Raw genomic sequence first — 13,908 nt, forward strand, 5'->3', positions numbered from 1 at the left:
GCGGGTTCAGGCACAGCAGCCTCGGGCGCCGGCAGGGCGCGGGTCCGTTGTGCCCACCCGTTCCGCCCCAGCGGAACGACTGCCCACAACGGGGGCACCGGCCCGGCGGGCGCGCGCCCACAACGGCGGGGCACCGCCCCACGGGCGCAGCCCACAGCGGTGGGCGCGAGGGGTGGGCGTCGTCTCGGCGGGCGTGCTCGCGACGGGGGTGCCGGCGGGGTGGCCGGCACCCCGGGGCCGGTTCTAGCCCTCCGCGTCGAGGGGCATCGGGCCGTAGATCTTCCTGCCGTCCTCCGACAGCGTGACCTGGTCCGCGCCGCCGCCCAGGAGGTCACGCCAGTGCTCGCCGATCCAGCTCTCCGCGTCGCCCTGGGTGGTGAACTCCTCGGGGGTCACCACCGGCTCGACCTCCGTGCCGTCGGACTTCTCGAACCGCCACGTCCATGCCATGTCAGCCTCCGGATGATCGGTTTCCTGCCCGCAGCGTAGCCGGGCGCGCACGCCTCGCGGTGGCGCGGGAGGATCTGAGGGTGGAACTGACTCTGCTCGGCACCGGCGCCCCGCTCGGCCTCCCCCGTCCCGACTGCCCCTGCGCCGTGTGCGCCCGCTCCCGGGGGCCGCGTGCGCGGTCCGCGACCGCGCTGCTCGTGGACGGGGCCCTGCTGCTCGATCTGACCCCCGGGGCCGCCCTCGCCGCCGCCCGGTCGGGGCATTCGCTGGTGGGGGTGCGGCAGGTGCTCCTCACGCATCCGCACGACGGGCCCGCCGTCGAGGTGCCCGCGGGGCTTCCGACGGCCGGGCGGGTGCCGGACGGGCAGGAGTTGACGCTGATCAGCGGGCACCGGGTGCGGGCCGTGCCGATGGACTCGCCGGGGACCGGGTACGAGGTGACCTCGGCCGACGGCGAGCGGCTGCTGTACCTGCCGCCGGGCGGCGCGCCCGCCGGGCTGGCGGGCGGCCGTCTCGACCCGTACGACATGGTGGTCGCCGATGTGACGGGGCGGCCGGACGGGCTGGCCCGGCTGCGGGCGGTCGGGGCGGTGGGTCCGGCGACCGAGGTGATCGCGGTGCACCTGGACCACGACGTGCCGACGGGAGCCGAGCTGGACCGGCGGCTCGCGGCGGCGGGGGTGCGGGCGGTGCCGGACGGGACGACGCTGTACGTCGGCGACTACCACGAGGTGCCGGAGGTGCCCCGGCGGACCCTGGTGACGGGCGGGGCCCGGTCGGGGAAGTCGGTGGAGGCCGAGCGGCGCCTGGAGACCTTCCCCGAGGTGCTGTACGTGGCGACGGGCGGGACCCGGGAGGGCGACCCGGAGTGGGCCGAGCGGGTCGGGCTGCACCGGGAGCGGCGGCCGGGTTCGTGGCGTACGGCCGAGACCTGCGAGCTCGTACCGCTGCTCGTGGAGGACGGTCCGGCGCTGCTGATCGACTGTCTGTCGCTGTGGCTGACGGACGCCATGGACCGGGTGGGGGCGTGGGACGACGCGACCTGGGCGGACGGCGGGCAGGCGGCGCTGCGGGAGCGGACGGCGGAGCTGGTGGCGGCGGTGCGGGCGACGCGCCGCACGGTCGTGGCGGTGACGAACGAGGTCGGCTCGGGGGTGGTGCCGGCGACGGCGGCGGGCCGCCGGTTCCGGGACGAGCTGGGGCGGCTGAACGCGTCCTTCGCGGAGGAGTGCGAGGAGGTCGTCCTCGTGGTCGCGGGGCAGGCGCTCGTACTGCGCGGGTAGGGTTCCGATCGCTGATGGCCCTCGCTGACTTGTCACTAGGCGGAACCCTTGAACCTGGACGACTTCTCCGATCTGATCGAGCGCCCCGACGGCGGGATACGGCGTGACGCCGAGGAGCGCAGGGAGCGGCTGACCGTGCCGCCGGGGGCGCTCGGGCGGCTGGACGAGCTGGGCGAGTGGCTGTCCGCGGCGCAGGCCTCGGTCAAGGTGCGGGCGATCGAGCAGCCGAAGGTCGTGCTGTTCGCGGGCGACCACGGGGTGGCCTCGCTCGGCGTGTCGGGCCGGGCCGCGGGCACGGCGCACGAGCTGGTGCGCGCGGTGCTCGACGGGGTGAGCCCGGTGGCCGTGCTCGCCCGCTCGATGGACGTGCCGGTGCGGGTCGTGGACGCCGGTCTGGACTGCGATCCGGAGCTGTTGCCCGCCGAGGTCGTGCGGCACCGGGTGCGGCGGGGCAGCGGCCGGATCGACGTGGCGGACGCGCTGACGGTCGAGGAGACCGAGGCGGCGGTCCGGCTCGGCATCGCGATCGCCGACGAGGAGGCGGACTCGGGCACCGATCTGGTGGTGCTCGGGGATCTGAGCGTCGGCGGGACGACCCCGGCGGCCACGCTGATCGCGGCGCTGTGCGGGACGGACGCCTCGGTGGTGACCGGCCGGGGCGGTGCCGGGATCGACGATCTGGCGTGGATGCGCAAGTGCGCGGCGATCCGGGACGCGCTGCGGCGGGCCCGGCCGGTCCTGGGCGACCAGCTGTCGCTCCTCTCGGCGGTCGGCGGGGCGGATCTGGCGGCGACGACCGGGTTCCTGCTGCAGGCCTCGGTGCGGCGGATGCCGGTGATCCTGGACGGTGTGGTGGGCGCGGCCTGTGCGCTGGTGGCGCAGCGGGCGGCGTTCCGGGCGCCGGACTGGTGGCTGGCGGGCCAGGTGAGCGGGGAGCCGGCGCAGGCGAAGGCCCTGGACCGGATGGCGCTCAACCCGCTGCTCGATCACGGCGTCCATGTGGGTGAGGGAACCGGGGCATTGCTCGCACTTCCCCTCGTCCGGGCCGCGGCGGCGTTCGCCGCGGAGCTGCCCGAACGTCCGGATCCGGGCGCCGTGGACGCCGAGGGCGCCGCGGAGGCCTGAGCGCGGACGGAAGAGGACGGTCGTCCCCGGGGCGGTCGCGCGCGACGCGCGCGCGACCGCCTTGGGCGTCTCCACGCCGCGAGTAATGCCCCATATGATCGCTTTTCATGGGAGAAGTACGCTTGTCTGCCGATGCAGCACCCCGGGGCACGACCACCCGTTCGCGGCGCAGCGCCGCGTTCGCGGTCTGGTACCTGCGCGCCGTCACGTTCATCAACTTCCTGAGCGCCGTGTGGGTCTCGTTCGGCAACGACCTGCGCCGCCACAACGAGGACAACTACTTCACCCCGTACATGCTCACCGCGGGGTTCGCCTCGGGCGTCTTCACGCTCTTCCTCGCGATCACCATGCGGCGCCGCAAGCGGGCCGCGTGGATCCTCAACCTGGTGCTCAGCGGTCTCTTCCTGCTGCTCTTCGCGCTCGTGATGATCTTCCCGGAGATCCGGCAGCACGCCCAGAACTGGATCTCGCTCGTCCTCACCGCCGCGTTCGTCCTCGCGCTGCTGCTCGGACGCAAGGAGTTCTACGCGAAGGGCGACCGCTCCAACCCCAGGCTCGCGGCGGGGGTGGCGGTCGGCGGACTGCTCGTCACCTCGCTGCTCGCCGCCTTCCTGGTGACCGTCACCAACGAGTCCACCGGCCACTCCACCTTCATGGACCGCTGGAAGTACGGCCTGCTGCGGCTGGCCACGCTGGCCTCCGACGACTCCGGTTTCACCGGCATCCACACCCCCGGCTGGGTCGACGTCACCATCAACGTCCTGTCCACGCTGCTGCTCTTCGCGGTGCTCTTCGCCGCCTTCCGCTCCCGGCGGGCCGTCGACCCGCTGACCGAGGAGGACGAGGAGCGGCTGCGGATCCTGCTCGACAAGCAGGGCGAGCGCGATTCGCTCGGCTACTTCGCGCTGCGCCGCGAGAAGAGCGTCGTGTGGTCGCCGAGCGAGAAGGCGGCCATCGCCTACCGGGTGGTCGGCGGCGTCTCGCTCGCCTCGGGCGACCCGATCGGCGACCCCGAGGCCTGGCCGGGCGCCATCGAGCCCTGGCTCGCCGAGGCGCGCGAGCACGGCTGGATCCCGGCGGTGATGGGTGCGAGCGAGGAGGCCGGCGTCATCTACGCCCGGCACGGCCTGGACGCCCTGGAGCTGGGCGACGAGGCGATCGTGGAGACCGACGAGTTCACCCTGGACGGCCGGGCGATGCGGACGGTCCGGCAGGCCTTCAACCGGGTCAAGCGGGCCGGGTACGAGGTCCGGATCCGGCGCCACGAGGACATTCCCGCCGAGGAGATGGCCGAGCTGCTGCGCAAGGCGGACGACTGGCGGGACGGGGCCACCGAGCGCGGTTTCTCGATGGCGCTCGGCCGGCTGGGCGACCCCCGGGACGGTCGCTGCGTGATGCTGGAGTGCACCGACGAGAAGGGCGAGCTGCGGGCGCTGCTGTCCTTCGTCCCCTGGGGGCCGAAGGGGCTCTCGCTGGACCTGATGCGCCGTGACCGGGACTCCGAGAACGGCCTGATGGAGTTCATGGTCATCGAACTCCTGCAGCGGGCCAAGGAGATCGGGATCACTCAGGTCTCGCTCAACTTCGCGATGTTCCGCTCCGTCTTCGAACGTGGCTCGAAGCTCGGGGCGGGACCCGTGCTGCGCATGTGGCGTTCACTGCTCAGCTTCTTCTCCCGCTGGTGGCAGATCGAGTCGCTGTACCGCGCCAACGCCAAGTACCGACCGATCTGGGAGCCCCGATTCATGCTCTTCGAGAAGAGCGCGGACCTGCTGCGCATCGGCCTCGCCGCCGGGCGGGCCGAGGGCTTCCTGGAGGCCCCCGGTCTGCCGAAGTGGATGCACCGCAAACACCTGGAGAGCGGTCGTTGAGAGGGGCCCCGAAGGACTTCGCCCGCCGTGAGTGGGGACCGCTGTTCACCACCGTACGGACGGCACTGGCCGTGAAGCGGTGGAGGGCGGTGCCGATGACGCTCGGCGCCGTCTGTCTGACCGCCCTGTTCCAGCTCGTCCAGAACCAGGACTGGGGCTATCAGCCGGTCCAGGACATCGGTTCCGTACGGGCCGAGGACCCCTTGTGGCTCGCGCTGCTGCGGACGCCGCTGTCGCTGTTCGTGCCCGCGCTCGACCTGCCCGTCTGGGGCGCCCTCGCCCAGGTCCTGCTGGTGTTCGGGATCGCCGAGATCTGCCTCGGGCGGTGGCGGACGCTCGCCGTCGCCTATCTGGCGACGCTGGCCGGAACGCTCTACGCGCGCGTGGGCATCGCCCTCGGCCCGGACAGCCCCTTCGGGCTGCCCGCCTCCGACGCGCAGGTCGTCGACACCGGCCCCTCGGCGGCCGTGGTGGGCCTCGCCGTCTACGTCTGCTGGCGGTACGGGGCGCGGTGGACGGGCTCGCTGGTGGTGCTCGCGATGGTGGTCGAGGTGGTGGTCAAGGCGAACCTGGCGGGCAAGGAGCACATCGCGGCGATCGCCGCCGTCCTCGCCCTGATCGCGTTCCGGGCCCGGCGCGGACGGGGTCAGGACGGCGTCGAGCCCCGGCCGGGCACGCGCTCCTGGAAGCCGCCGATCAGGTCCTGAACGCGGCGCCGCACCTTGGTCCAGCGCTTGTCGTGGCGGTAGGCGCGGATCCGGGAGCGGGCCCTGGCTCGGTGGCGGCGGCCGTAGAGGTGCCGGGACCACCAGGAGCCGGGGCGGGCCAGCCGGACGGCACCGACGATCGCCACGAACGGGACCAGGATCCCGAACACGGCCATCCGGAGCTTCCCCTTCACCAGGGTGACCAGGACGATCAGGAAGTTCAGGGCGACGGTGAGGAGGAAGACCGTCCGGTCCTGGCGCTCCTCCGACGTCATGTCGTTGACGCCGAGGGGCGAGAAGCCGCCCAGGGTCAGCAGGACCAGGGCCGCGGTGAGGACGACGACCTCGACGCTCTTGCGGCCCTCGTCCGACCAGTACACGTCGTCGAGGTGGAGGATGAGCGCGAACTCGTCCAGGACGAGCCCGGCGCCGATCCCGAAGACGACGGCGAAGACGGCCGCGCCGACGCCGTGCCGGTCGCTGGCCACCGCGCCGAATCCGCCGAGGATCGTGAGGACGACGCCCGGCACGACGTGATGGATGTGGAGGCCTCCCGAGGAGACGTTCCGGAAGGGTCCCTTCCCTGCCCGGATGAGCCGGGTGACGGTGCGGGTGACCAGGAATGTCAGGACGAAGGAGGTCAGAGCGAGCAGCATCGGGAGCTTGCCGGGCTCGACGATGTTCCGGGAGAACCAGTGACCCATGCCACCCACTTCCGATATGCACGGTATGCGCAATCTACCGTCCGGGGGCGGCGATTACCCTGCCCGGATGGACGGCCTGCGTTTCGCCTTCGGCACCCTCACCGTGTTCCCCGCCCGCATCACCCGTTGGGACCGGGACGCGGCGCGCGCCGGCATGCTCAGCGCCCCGCTCGCGGGGCTGGTCGTCGGGCTCTGCTCCGCCGCGGCCGGCGCGGTGTTCCTGCTGCTCGGCTCGGGCCCGCTGCTCGCGGCCGTCGTCACCACCGCCGTCCCCGCCGTGCTCACCCGGGGCCTCCACCTCGACGGCCTCGCGGACACCGCCGACGGACTCGGCAGCGCCAAGCCCGCCGAGGACGCGCTGCGCATCATGAAGCAGTCGGACATCGGCCCGTTCGGCGTCATCGCGCTGGTCCTCGTCCTGCTCGCCCAGGTCGCCGCGCTGTACGAGCTGTACGGGGAGGGCTGGGCGCGCGGCACCGTCGCGGCGGCCCTCGCCGCCACCGTGGCCCGTCTCGCCCTCACCCACGCGTCCCGTCAAGGCGTCCCGGCGGCCCGCCCCGAGGGCCTCGGCGCGATCGTCGCCGCGACGGTCCCGACCCGCTCCGCGACCCTCACGACCGCCCTCGTCCTGGTCCTCGGCGCCGCGACGGGCCTCCTGCTCTCCCCGTACGACGCCGTCCGCGACGTCCTGGCGGCCGGCGCGGGCCTCGGGGCGGCGGCGCTGCTGCTCCGCCGCTGCGTGCGGCGCTTCGGCGGGGTGACGGGCGACGTGTTCGGCGCGGTGGAGGAGACGGCGGCGACGGCGACCCTGATCGCGCTGACGCTGGGGTCGGCGGGCTGACGGGGCCGGCGGGCCGACAGGCTCGGCGCGTCAGCAGGCTTGGCGCCAGGCGTCCAGTTCGTACCGCTTCCGCAGGGAGCTGAGGCCCAGCTTCCGGGCCTGGGGGCAGAACTGGTCCGTCGTCAGCTCGTACTCGACGTGGAAGACGGCCTTGCCCGCCGCGACGAACGGGGCGAGGCGACCGCACTCGTCGTACTCCGCGCACTGCTCGTTGACCGCGAAGTCGAAGTCCGGCAGCAGCTTCGGGATCTGGTCCAGGTCGTTCTTGAGGCCGACCGCGAGGCCCCGCTCATGGGCCATGCCGGCGATGAGGCGGTTGTAGCGGAGCTGGTCGGCGGCGGTCAGGGGGAAGCCGGTGCGGTTCCCGTAGCCGTCCATGTTGTCGGGTTCGACGGCGTCGAAGCCCTTGTCCCGGCACATGTCGAGGCGCTTCGCCATGAGCGGCGCGAGGAGGTCGGTGCGGCGGATGTCGAGCCAGCGCTCGCCCTCCCAGCCGTTCCCCTTGCCGAGGAGGGCCTTCGGGAAGTCGCCGGCGTCGGGGCGGAAGTCCTCCCAGGCTCCGGTGGACAGGTAGCAGACGACCTTGCGGCCCCGGCGGTGGAGGTCGGCGACGGTCGACGCCGGGTGGTCGAAGCCGTCGATGTCGTACACCGGGACGTCGACGGACGGGTCGAGCCGGCCGCTGAGCTGCCACTGCCAGGCGAGCCCGGGGGCCGGCCGCCAGCGGTCGCCGGTCGTCTTGGCGTCCGGGTCGGGGGCGGCCGTGCAGGCCGTGGCGAGGAGGAGGAGGAGGCCCGCGAGCGGCAGCAGGGGTCGTCTCATCGGGCGGACTCCAGGAGGTGCGGGAGGGTGCCCCAGGGGTGCGCGCCCGTGCCCGGGACGGCGCAGTGCACCGGGGTGGCCGGGCGGAAGTCCGCCGGGGCCGCGTAGACGAGGTGGCAGTAGTGGGCGGCGACCGGCAGGTCGAGCGTCCGGTACGTGTCCCAGGGGCCCTCGAAGGTGACGAGGAGGTCGGCCTGCGCCTCGTAACCGGGGGCCGGGTGGGCCCCGTGGTTGAAGACCAGGGTCGCGGCCCCGGCGGCGCGGGCGGCGACCGCGATGCGGCGGTAGTGGGCGAGGGCGGCGGGCGCGGTCGCCACCTGGTCCAGGAAGGCCCCGTCGGCGCCGTACCAGTCGCGGTGGCGGACCAGTTCGGCGACGACCTCGGCGTGCGGGCGGCGGCCGTAGGCGGTGTCCACGTAGCCGAGGACCCGCGCCCCGGCCGCCCGCAGCCGCCCGGCGGCCTCGGCGAACGCCGGGTCGGGCGCCTCGCCGGCGCCGCTCGCCGGGTTGAGGACGACGCCGTACAGGGACGGGGCCGCGCCGACGAGCGCCGACCAGGCCTCGGGGCGTTCGGACGGGTGCTCGTAGTACGGCACCAGGAGGGAGGGGTTCGTCATGGCGTCCCTAAGCGCGGTGGGCGGTCGGTCGTACCAGGAGGGCGGAGGTCAGGACGGCGAGCAGTGCCGCCGCTCCCCCGGCGGCCACCGGGCCCGCCACCGGCTGCAGCGTCTGCGCGGCCGCCGCGAACAGGCAGACGGCGGCGGCGCTGAGCACCGCGCCGAAGGCCTGGAGCAGCAGCCCGAGCCAGAGCACGGTCCCGATCAGGAGCAGGGTGGCCAGGCGCGGGAGCGTCGGCCACGGCGCGCCGGGCCAGGCCAGGGTCGCGGCGAGGGTGAGGGCGAGGAGCACGGTGAGGTAGGCGCCGAGGCAGAGCACGAGGGTGCCGGTGACCGCCCGGCGGAACTCGCGGGCGGTGGTGAGGGTCCGCAGCCGGGTCAGGCTCTCGCCCCGGAAGCGGTGCAGGAGCCACTCGGCCGGGCCCATGGAGAGGGTGAGCGCGATGACCGCCCCCGCCCCGCTCACCAGCGTGTCGGCCACGCCCGCGTGGAGGACGAGCAGGCCGCTGCCGAGGCCGAAGAGGCCGTACGGGAGGGAGGCGGCGCGCGGGGGTCCGCCGCGGCCCGCCGCTCCCCGGCGGGCGCCGGGGAGCAGGACGACGGCGGCGAGGGCGACGGACGCGGCGAGCGAGGCGAGGAGCAGTGCGGTGCGCAGCGCGTCGGGCAGGTCCCAGCGGAAGGCGGGGACGGCGCCGGTGAGCGGCAGCAGGGCGCGGAGCAGGGCCCGTTCGCGGCCGAGGACGAGGAGTACGGTCGCGGCGGCGAGGTAGAGCGACTGGCCGGCGGCGAAGACGGCGGCCGGGGTCTCGCCGGGCCCGGCGGTCCCGAGGGCGACGGCCGTCCCCGCGAGGGCGCCGGCCGGGGCGCCGGTGAGCAGCGCGCGGGCGGCGGCGGCCCGGTCGCCGAGGCCGAGCCAGGTGTACGCGCGGTGGGAGAGGGCCTGGTTCCAGACCCAGCCGGTGACGGCCCCGGCGAGCAGCGGGACGGTCCCGGCGGGGAGTCCGAACCGGCCGTGTTCCGCGGCGAGCAGCGGGGCGGCGAGGACGTACGCGAGGGCGGGGAGCGCGAAGACGAGTCCGCGCAGCAGACAGCCCCACAGCTCGCCGTGCCGGACGTCCTCGGACGGTGCCGACGGCTCGGGGTGGCGCCGTTCCACGCGCGCGTAGAGCTCCTCGGCGAGGGAGAAGGAGTCGGCGCGGCCGTAGGTGAGCCGGATGTGCTCGTCGGTCATGCCGTCGGACTCGAGGATGGCGGCGATCTCGTCCGGGTGCACGGCGGCGGCGACGAACCCGTCGAGCCGCGCGGCGAGTTCGTCGAGCGGATCGGCGGCGAGGCCGTCTCCGGCGGGGGGCGGGGCGGTGGGCGGCGGAGCCGTCGGGGGCGGGGGCCCGGCGGGGCGGCCCGCCGGGGGCGGGGACGGGGGCCCGGCGGGTGCCGGGGCCCCGGTGGGGACAGCGGGTGCCGGGGTCTCGGCCGGGCGGGCCGCCGGGTGCGCTCGGCGGGGGCGCGGGATCGCCGGGAGCGGGGACTCGCCCGTCTTCGGGGGTTTCAGCCAGAGGGAGCCGCTCATGCCGGGGTGCCTCCTGGGACGAGGGCCGGGGAGGTGCGGCGCGGGGCGGGGATGCTCAGGCGGAGGGAGGTGGCGGCCGGGGCCGGGCGCGGCGGGCGGGCGCCCGCGAGTTCGCGGTAGATCTGCCGGAAGCCGTCCACCGAGCGGTGCAGGGTGAACTGGTCGATCACGCGTCGGCGGGCCCGGCGGCCGAGTTCGGCGCGGCGGGCGCCGTCGCGGAGGAGCGCGGAGACGGCGGCGGCCATGACGGCCGGTTCGCGGGGCGGGACGACGATCCCGGTGTCGCCGACGGCTTCCCGTACGCCTCCGACGTCCGTGGAGACGGTGGCGCGACCGCAGGACATGGCCTCGATGAGGGAGAAGGGGAAGCCCTCGCTGATGGAGGAGAGCATGACCACGCTGCCGGCCGCGTAGGCCGAGGGGACGTCGCTGATCCGGCCCTCGAAGGAGACGCCGTCGGTCACCCCCAGTTCGGCGGCGAGTTTCTCCAGGCGGGTCAGGTAGTCCTCGTTCCCGGCCGGGACGGGGCCGAACAGGCGGAGCCGCAGCGCCGGAAGTTCGGCGCGGGAGATCGCGTACGCCCTGATCAGGGTCTCCAGGTCCTTGATGGGGTCGACCCGGCCGCACCAGCTGAGGGTGGGGGTCTCGGGTTCGGGTCCGGCCTCGGGGAAGAGGGCCGGGTCGACGCCGTTGTAGACGGTGCGGATGCGGTCGACGGGAGCTCCGCCGCGCTCCTCCCAGCGCCGGTTGTACTGGTTGCAGGGGGTGATGAGGTCGGCCTTGCGGTAGCCGAGGGTGTTGAGCTCGCGGTAGAAGCCGAGCATGAGGGCCTTGACGGGCCAGCGTTGGGCTTCGGTGCGGTAGCCGAGGTAGCGCTCGCGGAGGTAGATGCCGTGTTCGGTGAGCAGGAAGGGCACCCCTTCGAAGTGCTGAGCGGCGAGCGCCGGCAGCGTGGCGAGGCCGCTGGAGACGGCGTGCGCCACGCCGCCGCCAGCTATCCGGGCGGCGAGCGGACGCAGGGCGTGTTCGAGCAGGTCGGTGGCGGTGAGCGCGTCGTGGACGGTGGGCCGGGCCGCGAGCGTGGGCAGGTGCGGCATGGTCCAGATCCACATGAGGGAGCGCAGGGCCTGCTCGGAGCGGAGTGCGGTGGTCAGCCTGCCCTGTCGGGCGAGTTCGGCGAGTTCGTACAGGCCGGTGCCGAAGTCGCAGTCCGCCTCGGGGTCGAGGAGGGCGAGCAGGACGCGTTCGTACGCGTCGAGGAAGCGGCGGCGTTCACGCCCCCGCAGGGGCCGGCGCGCGGCCGGGCCCTGCGGGGGTCCCCAGAGGGGGTACGCGGTGTGCCGGGTGACGTTGGGCGGCAGCTCCCACGTGACGGGTTCGCGGCCGCTGCCGGTGAGGGCGAGGATCTCGAAGTCGACCTCCGGCATGCCGCGGACGAGCTGGTCGCACCAGGTGCTGACGCCGCCGTGGACGTGCGGGTAGGTGCCTTCGGTGAGCATGGTGACGTGACGGCCACTGCTCGGCATGAGCGGGTCCCCCCAGGACGTGCTGGTCAGGCGGTCGGGAGCGTGAGTGTGACGGTGGTCTGGAGCGGTTCGGGCGTGGTCCAGGCGGAGCGGGTGCCCGCGTAGGGCGTCCCGAAGGCGGTGGTGCCGAGGAGGAGCCGCTTGCGGGTGCCCTCGGGGGCGGTGACGGGCACGGCGACGCCGGAGGGCGCCTTGACGGTGACCGTGGTGCCGACGCGGTAGGCGGTGACCTTTCCGGCGGCGACGGCCCGGTCCCAGGCGGCGCGGCGGTCCAGTTCGGTGCCGACGTCCTTCTGGGCCGGGTTCACCAGGGGCGCGTTCGCCGCGAACAGGGCCCGGTAGTCGGCGAGCACGCGGTCGAGGACGGGGTAGAGGAGGCGTTCCTCGGCGAGGTTGGACTGGTGCACGTAGTGCGGCCGGGGATCGTTGCCGAGGACGTGGGAGAGGGCGGTGCGGGCCTCCTGCGGCACGATGTGGCCGGCGTAGCCGGTGGCCGTGGGGAGCGGGGCGGGCAGGCAGGTGGAGGCCGGGTTGGACTCGCAGATCCCGCTGCCGCCGTCGGCCCGGGAGGTGTAGATCCAGTTGTACTCGTCGGTCATCTCGGCGGCGGTGCCCACGTTGTAGTACACGTTCATGGGGTGGCGGGGCACGGTCTTCGCGGCGCCGGTGCCCACGGCGCGCTGCTCGGGCTCGCGGGAGTTGTCGCTCGCGGTCCACTTCACGCCGTTGTCGGCGAGGGCGCCGGCGAGGTTGGGGTTGTCGGCGGGCTGCTGGGGCAGGGTCCTGAGGCCGGAGTGCTCGCCGGTGACGAGTTCGGAGCGGTCGACGGAGATGCCCTTGCCGACGGCCCAGTCGTGGTTGTTCCGGATCTGGCCGGAGAGTTCGGAGCGGCTGGTCCAGAGGGTGTTGCCGGCGCTGTCGGTGGCGCACCGCCAGGGGACGACGGTGTTGTCCTGGACGCAGCCGAGGAAGGGGTGGGTGTAGGTGTGGTTGATCCAGCGGTACTGGGCGCGGTCGGCGACGAGCCGGTCGGTGAGCGGGTCGGTGCCGCCGTGCTCGGCCTTCCACTGCTCGCCCTGGCCGCCGTTGTAGACCATGTCGAGCGTGAAGCCGGAGGACTTCTGCCAGGCGGCGGCGTACTGGGCGTCGGCGGCCGTCATGCGGATCGGGTTCGCGCCCTCCCCGTCGTCGCCGACGCAGTCGAAGTCGCCGGGGGTGCAGTTCAGCGCGGGGTCCCAGCGGGCGTCGGGGGCGAAGACGTCGTCGACGTGGACGGAGAGGTAGTTGCGGCTCCGGCCGAGGTGGACGCCCTGGGTGAGCCAGTCGACGATGCCGCGGGCGAGCGCGCGGAACTGCCGCTGGTACTGGTTGTAGGCGAAGGTGACGACGAGTTCGCGGCGCCCGTCGGCGGCGTACTCGCCGACGAGGCTGGCCCGGCCGCCGCCGTCGCCGTCGACGGGCACGTCGAGGTAGCTGGTGTAGCCGGTGCGGGGGCGGCCCGCGTAGCCGTAACTCTCTGCGATCGCGGGGTCGTTGTCCTCGAAGGCGAGCGATCCTGCGAGGTACCGGAAGGGGCCCGCCCGTCCGGCGGCGGTGACGCCGGCGGTGGTGCCGTCGAGGACGCCGGACCAGCCGCCCTGGTCGGTGTAGTCGAGGCCGACGCCGGGGTGCGCCCAGGTGTAGGCGTCGACCTGGGGGATGCCGAAGGTCCGCTCGTACGCCTGGAGCGCGGTCTGTTCGGCGGAGTCGGGGCCGAAGGCGCTCTCGTGGGGCAGGACGACGCCCTGGTACTTGGCGCGGGGCCGTCCGGTCGCGCTGTCGGAGGGGTCGCTGAGGAAGGCCGCGTCCAGGACGGGCCGGTTCGGGTCGTTCAGGTCGATCCTGCGGTACGGGACGCCGGAACCCCGGAGCTCGGCGGTGATCGCCCCGACCGCGCTGCCGCCGTCGTCGACGACGAGGACGGTGAGGTCCACGCGGGGCGCCGTCTCGGCGGCCGCCTGCGCGGAGGGGACGACGGTGGCGAGCAGCGCGGCGGCGGCGAGGACCGCGATCCTGCCCGTGCGGGGCGCGGTGCGGGCGGTGCGGGGCGCGGTTCTGGGCGTACGGATTCGGTCGGAGTCCATGCGGGTGTCCCCCCTCGACGGGCCCCGCCCGAACCGGCAGGCCCCGTGGAGATGTCGCAGATGAGGCGAAGGACGGTGTGTCGTCCTTGCGTGAATGAGGCGAGTGTGACCGGGCGACCGAGGCCGAAAGGGTAAACATGAAAGAGACACCACGGATGAGTGAATCAGCGCCGCCGTGATCGAACCTTGCGAGCGAGCGTAGGCTCGTTCTCGGCGCTCTCCGGGCCGAAATACGATGCGGCGGGCACGGTCGGCCCATCCCTCGACCG

12 protein-coding genes are annotated in these 13,908 nt (G+C 74.2%); 5 read left to right on the plus strand and 7 right to left on the minus strand.

Annotation, left to right across the window (positions count from 1 at the left end; genetic code table 11):
- Nucleotides 1–243 precede the first annotated feature (243 nt).
- The gene (locus tag ACIGW4_RS32035) at nt 244–450 is read right to left on the minus strand and encodes a hypothetical protein (protein ID WP_123451535.1); all 207 of its coding nucleotides are present in this window, start codon (nt 448–450) and stop codon (nt 244–246) included.
- Between the two features lie 80 nt (nt 451–530).
- Here ACIGW4_RS32035 and ACIGW4_RS32040 point away from each other — a divergent pair, with 80 nt between their 5' ends.
- The 4 genes from ACIGW4_RS32040 (at nt 531) to ACIGW4_RS32055 (ending at nt 5,436) form a co-directional block, all read left to right on the plus strand.
- Nucleotides 531–1,733, plus strand: coding sequence for a bifunctional adenosylcobinamide kinase/adenosylcobinamide-phosphate guanylyltransferase (locus ACIGW4_RS32040; protein WP_398710888.1), 1,203 nt, complete (start codon nt 531–533; stop codon nt 1,731–1,733).
- A 48-nt stretch (nt 1,734–1,781) separates the two neighbouring features.
- Nucleotides 1,782–2,858: a nicotinate-nucleotide--dimethylbenzimidazole phosphoribosyltransferase gene (cobT, locus tag ACIGW4_RS32045; protein ID WP_123451538.1), complete on the plus strand. Its 1,077-nt coding sequence runs from the start codon at nt 1,782–1,784 to the stop codon at nt 2,856–2,858.
- A gap of 107 nt (nt 2,859–2,965) precedes the next feature.
- Nucleotides 2,966–4,729: a phosphatidylglycerol lysyltransferase domain-containing protein gene (locus tag ACIGW4_RS32050; protein ID WP_359590178.1), complete on the plus strand. Its 1,764-nt coding sequence runs from the start codon at nt 2,966–2,968 to the stop codon at nt 4,727–4,729.
- On the plus strand, nt 4,726–5,436 hold the full coding sequence (locus ACIGW4_RS32055; protein WP_185094514.1) for a hypothetical protein: 711 nt from the start codon (nt 4,726–4,728) through the stop codon (nt 5,434–5,436). The genes ACIGW4_RS32050 and ACIGW4_RS32055 overlap by 4 nt, the downstream gene beginning before the upstream one ends.
- On the opposite strand, the gene ACIGW4_RS32060 is transcribed toward ACIGW4_RS32055, so the two are convergent.
- A complete protein-coding gene (locus ACIGW4_RS32060; protein WP_398710887.1) occupies nt 5,376–6,140 on the minus strand; it encodes a hypothetical protein in 765 nt (254 codons plus the stop codon). The genes ACIGW4_RS32055 and ACIGW4_RS32060 overlap by 61 nt on opposite strands.
- Before the next feature lie 25 nt (nt 6,141–6,165).
- Here ACIGW4_RS32060 and cobS point away from each other — a divergent pair, with 25 nt between their 5' ends.
- Nucleotides 6,166–6,981, plus strand: coding sequence for an adenosylcobinamide-GDP ribazoletransferase (gene cobS / locus ACIGW4_RS32065; protein WP_123451545.1), 816 nt, complete (start codon nt 6,166–6,168; stop codon nt 6,979–6,981).
- A gap of 30 nt (nt 6,982–7,011) precedes the next feature.
- Here cobS and ACIGW4_RS32070 read toward each other — a convergent pair whose 3' ends face one another.
- Genes ACIGW4_RS32070 through ACIGW4_RS32090 form a run of 5 tightly spaced genes read right to left on the minus strand, consistent with a single transcriptional unit; the run spans nt 7,012 to nt 13,639 of the window.
- Nucleotides 7,012–7,803, minus strand: coding sequence for an endo alpha-1,4 polygalactosaminidase (locus tag ACIGW4_RS32070; protein ID WP_399584605.1), 792 nt, complete (start codon nt 7,801–7,803; stop codon nt 7,012–7,014).
- Nucleotides 7,800–8,420, minus strand: a complete 621-nt coding sequence (locus tag ACIGW4_RS32075; protein ID WP_399584608.1) for a spherulation-specific family 4 protein — start codon at nt 8,418–8,420, stop codon at nt 7,800–7,802. The genes ACIGW4_RS32070 and ACIGW4_RS32075 overlap by 4 nt, the downstream gene beginning before the upstream one ends.
- A 7-nt stretch (nt 8,421–8,427) precedes the next feature.
- On the minus strand, nt 8,428–9,990 hold the full coding sequence (locus ACIGW4_RS32080) for a hypothetical protein (RefSeq protein WP_399584609.1): 1,563 nt from the start codon (nt 9,988–9,990) through the stop codon (nt 8,428–8,430).
- The gene (pelF, locus tag ACIGW4_RS32085; protein ID WP_123451552.1) at nt 9,987–11,516 is read right to left on the minus strand and encodes a GT4 family glycosyltransferase PelF; all 1,530 of its coding nucleotides are present in this window, start codon (nt 11,514–11,516) and stop codon (nt 9,987–9,989) included. Before pelF ends, ACIGW4_RS32080 begins: the two co-directional genes overlap by 4 nt.
- 26 nt (nt 11,517–11,542) lie before the next feature.
- Complete coding sequence (locus ACIGW4_RS32090) at nt 11,543–13,639, minus strand: hypothetical protein (RefSeq protein ID WP_359590168.1); 2,097 nt, start codon at nt 13,637–13,639, stop codon at nt 11,543–11,545.
- Nucleotides 13,640–13,908: the final 269 nt, after the last annotated feature.

This window comes from Streptomyces sp. NPDC053513 (genome assembly GCF_044544765.1).
Lineage (GTDB): Bacteria > Actinomycetota > Actinomycetes > Streptomycetales > Streptomycetaceae > Streptomyces > Streptomyces litmocidini.

What these genes read in the sequence shown, in the direction of transcription:
- ACIGW4_RS32035 (WP_123451535.1), bottom strand. Translation starts at nt 450, where the DNA reads ATGGCATGGACGTGGCGGTTCGAGAAGTCCGACGGCACGGAGGTCGAG.
- ACIGW4_RS32050 (WP_359590178.1), top strand. Translation starts at nt 2,966, where the DNA reads ATGGGAGAAGTACGCTTGTCTGCCGATGCAGCACCCCGGGGCACGACC.
- ACIGW4_RS32060 (WP_398710887.1), bottom strand. Translation starts at nt 6,140, where the DNA reads ATGGGTCACTGGTTCTCCCGGAACATCGTCGAGCCCGGCAAGCTCCCG.
- cobS (WP_123451545.1), top strand. Translation starts at nt 6,166, where the DNA reads ATGCGCAATCTACCGTCCGGGGGCGGCGATTACCCTGCCCGGATGGAC.
- ACIGW4_RS32070 (WP_399584605.1), bottom strand. Translation starts at nt 7,803, where the DNA reads ATGAGACGACCCCTGCTGCCGCTCGCGGGCCTCCTCCTCCTCCTCGCC.
- ACIGW4_RS32075 (WP_399584608.1), bottom strand. Translation starts at nt 8,420, where the DNA reads ATGACGAACCCCTCCCTCCTGGTGCCGTACTACGAGCACCCGTCCGAA.
- ACIGW4_RS32080 (WP_399584609.1), bottom strand. Translation starts at nt 9,990, where the DNA reads ATGAGCGGCTCCCTCTGGCTGAAACCCCCGAAGACGGGCGAGTCCCCG.
- pelF (WP_123451552.1), bottom strand. Translation starts at nt 11,516, where the DNA reads ATGCCGAGCAGTGGCCGTCACGTCACCATGCTCACCGAAGGCACCTAC.
- ACIGW4_RS32090 (WP_359590168.1), bottom strand. Translation starts at nt 13,639, where the DNA reads ATGGACTCCGACCGAATCCGTACGCCCAGAACCGCGCCCCGCACCGCC.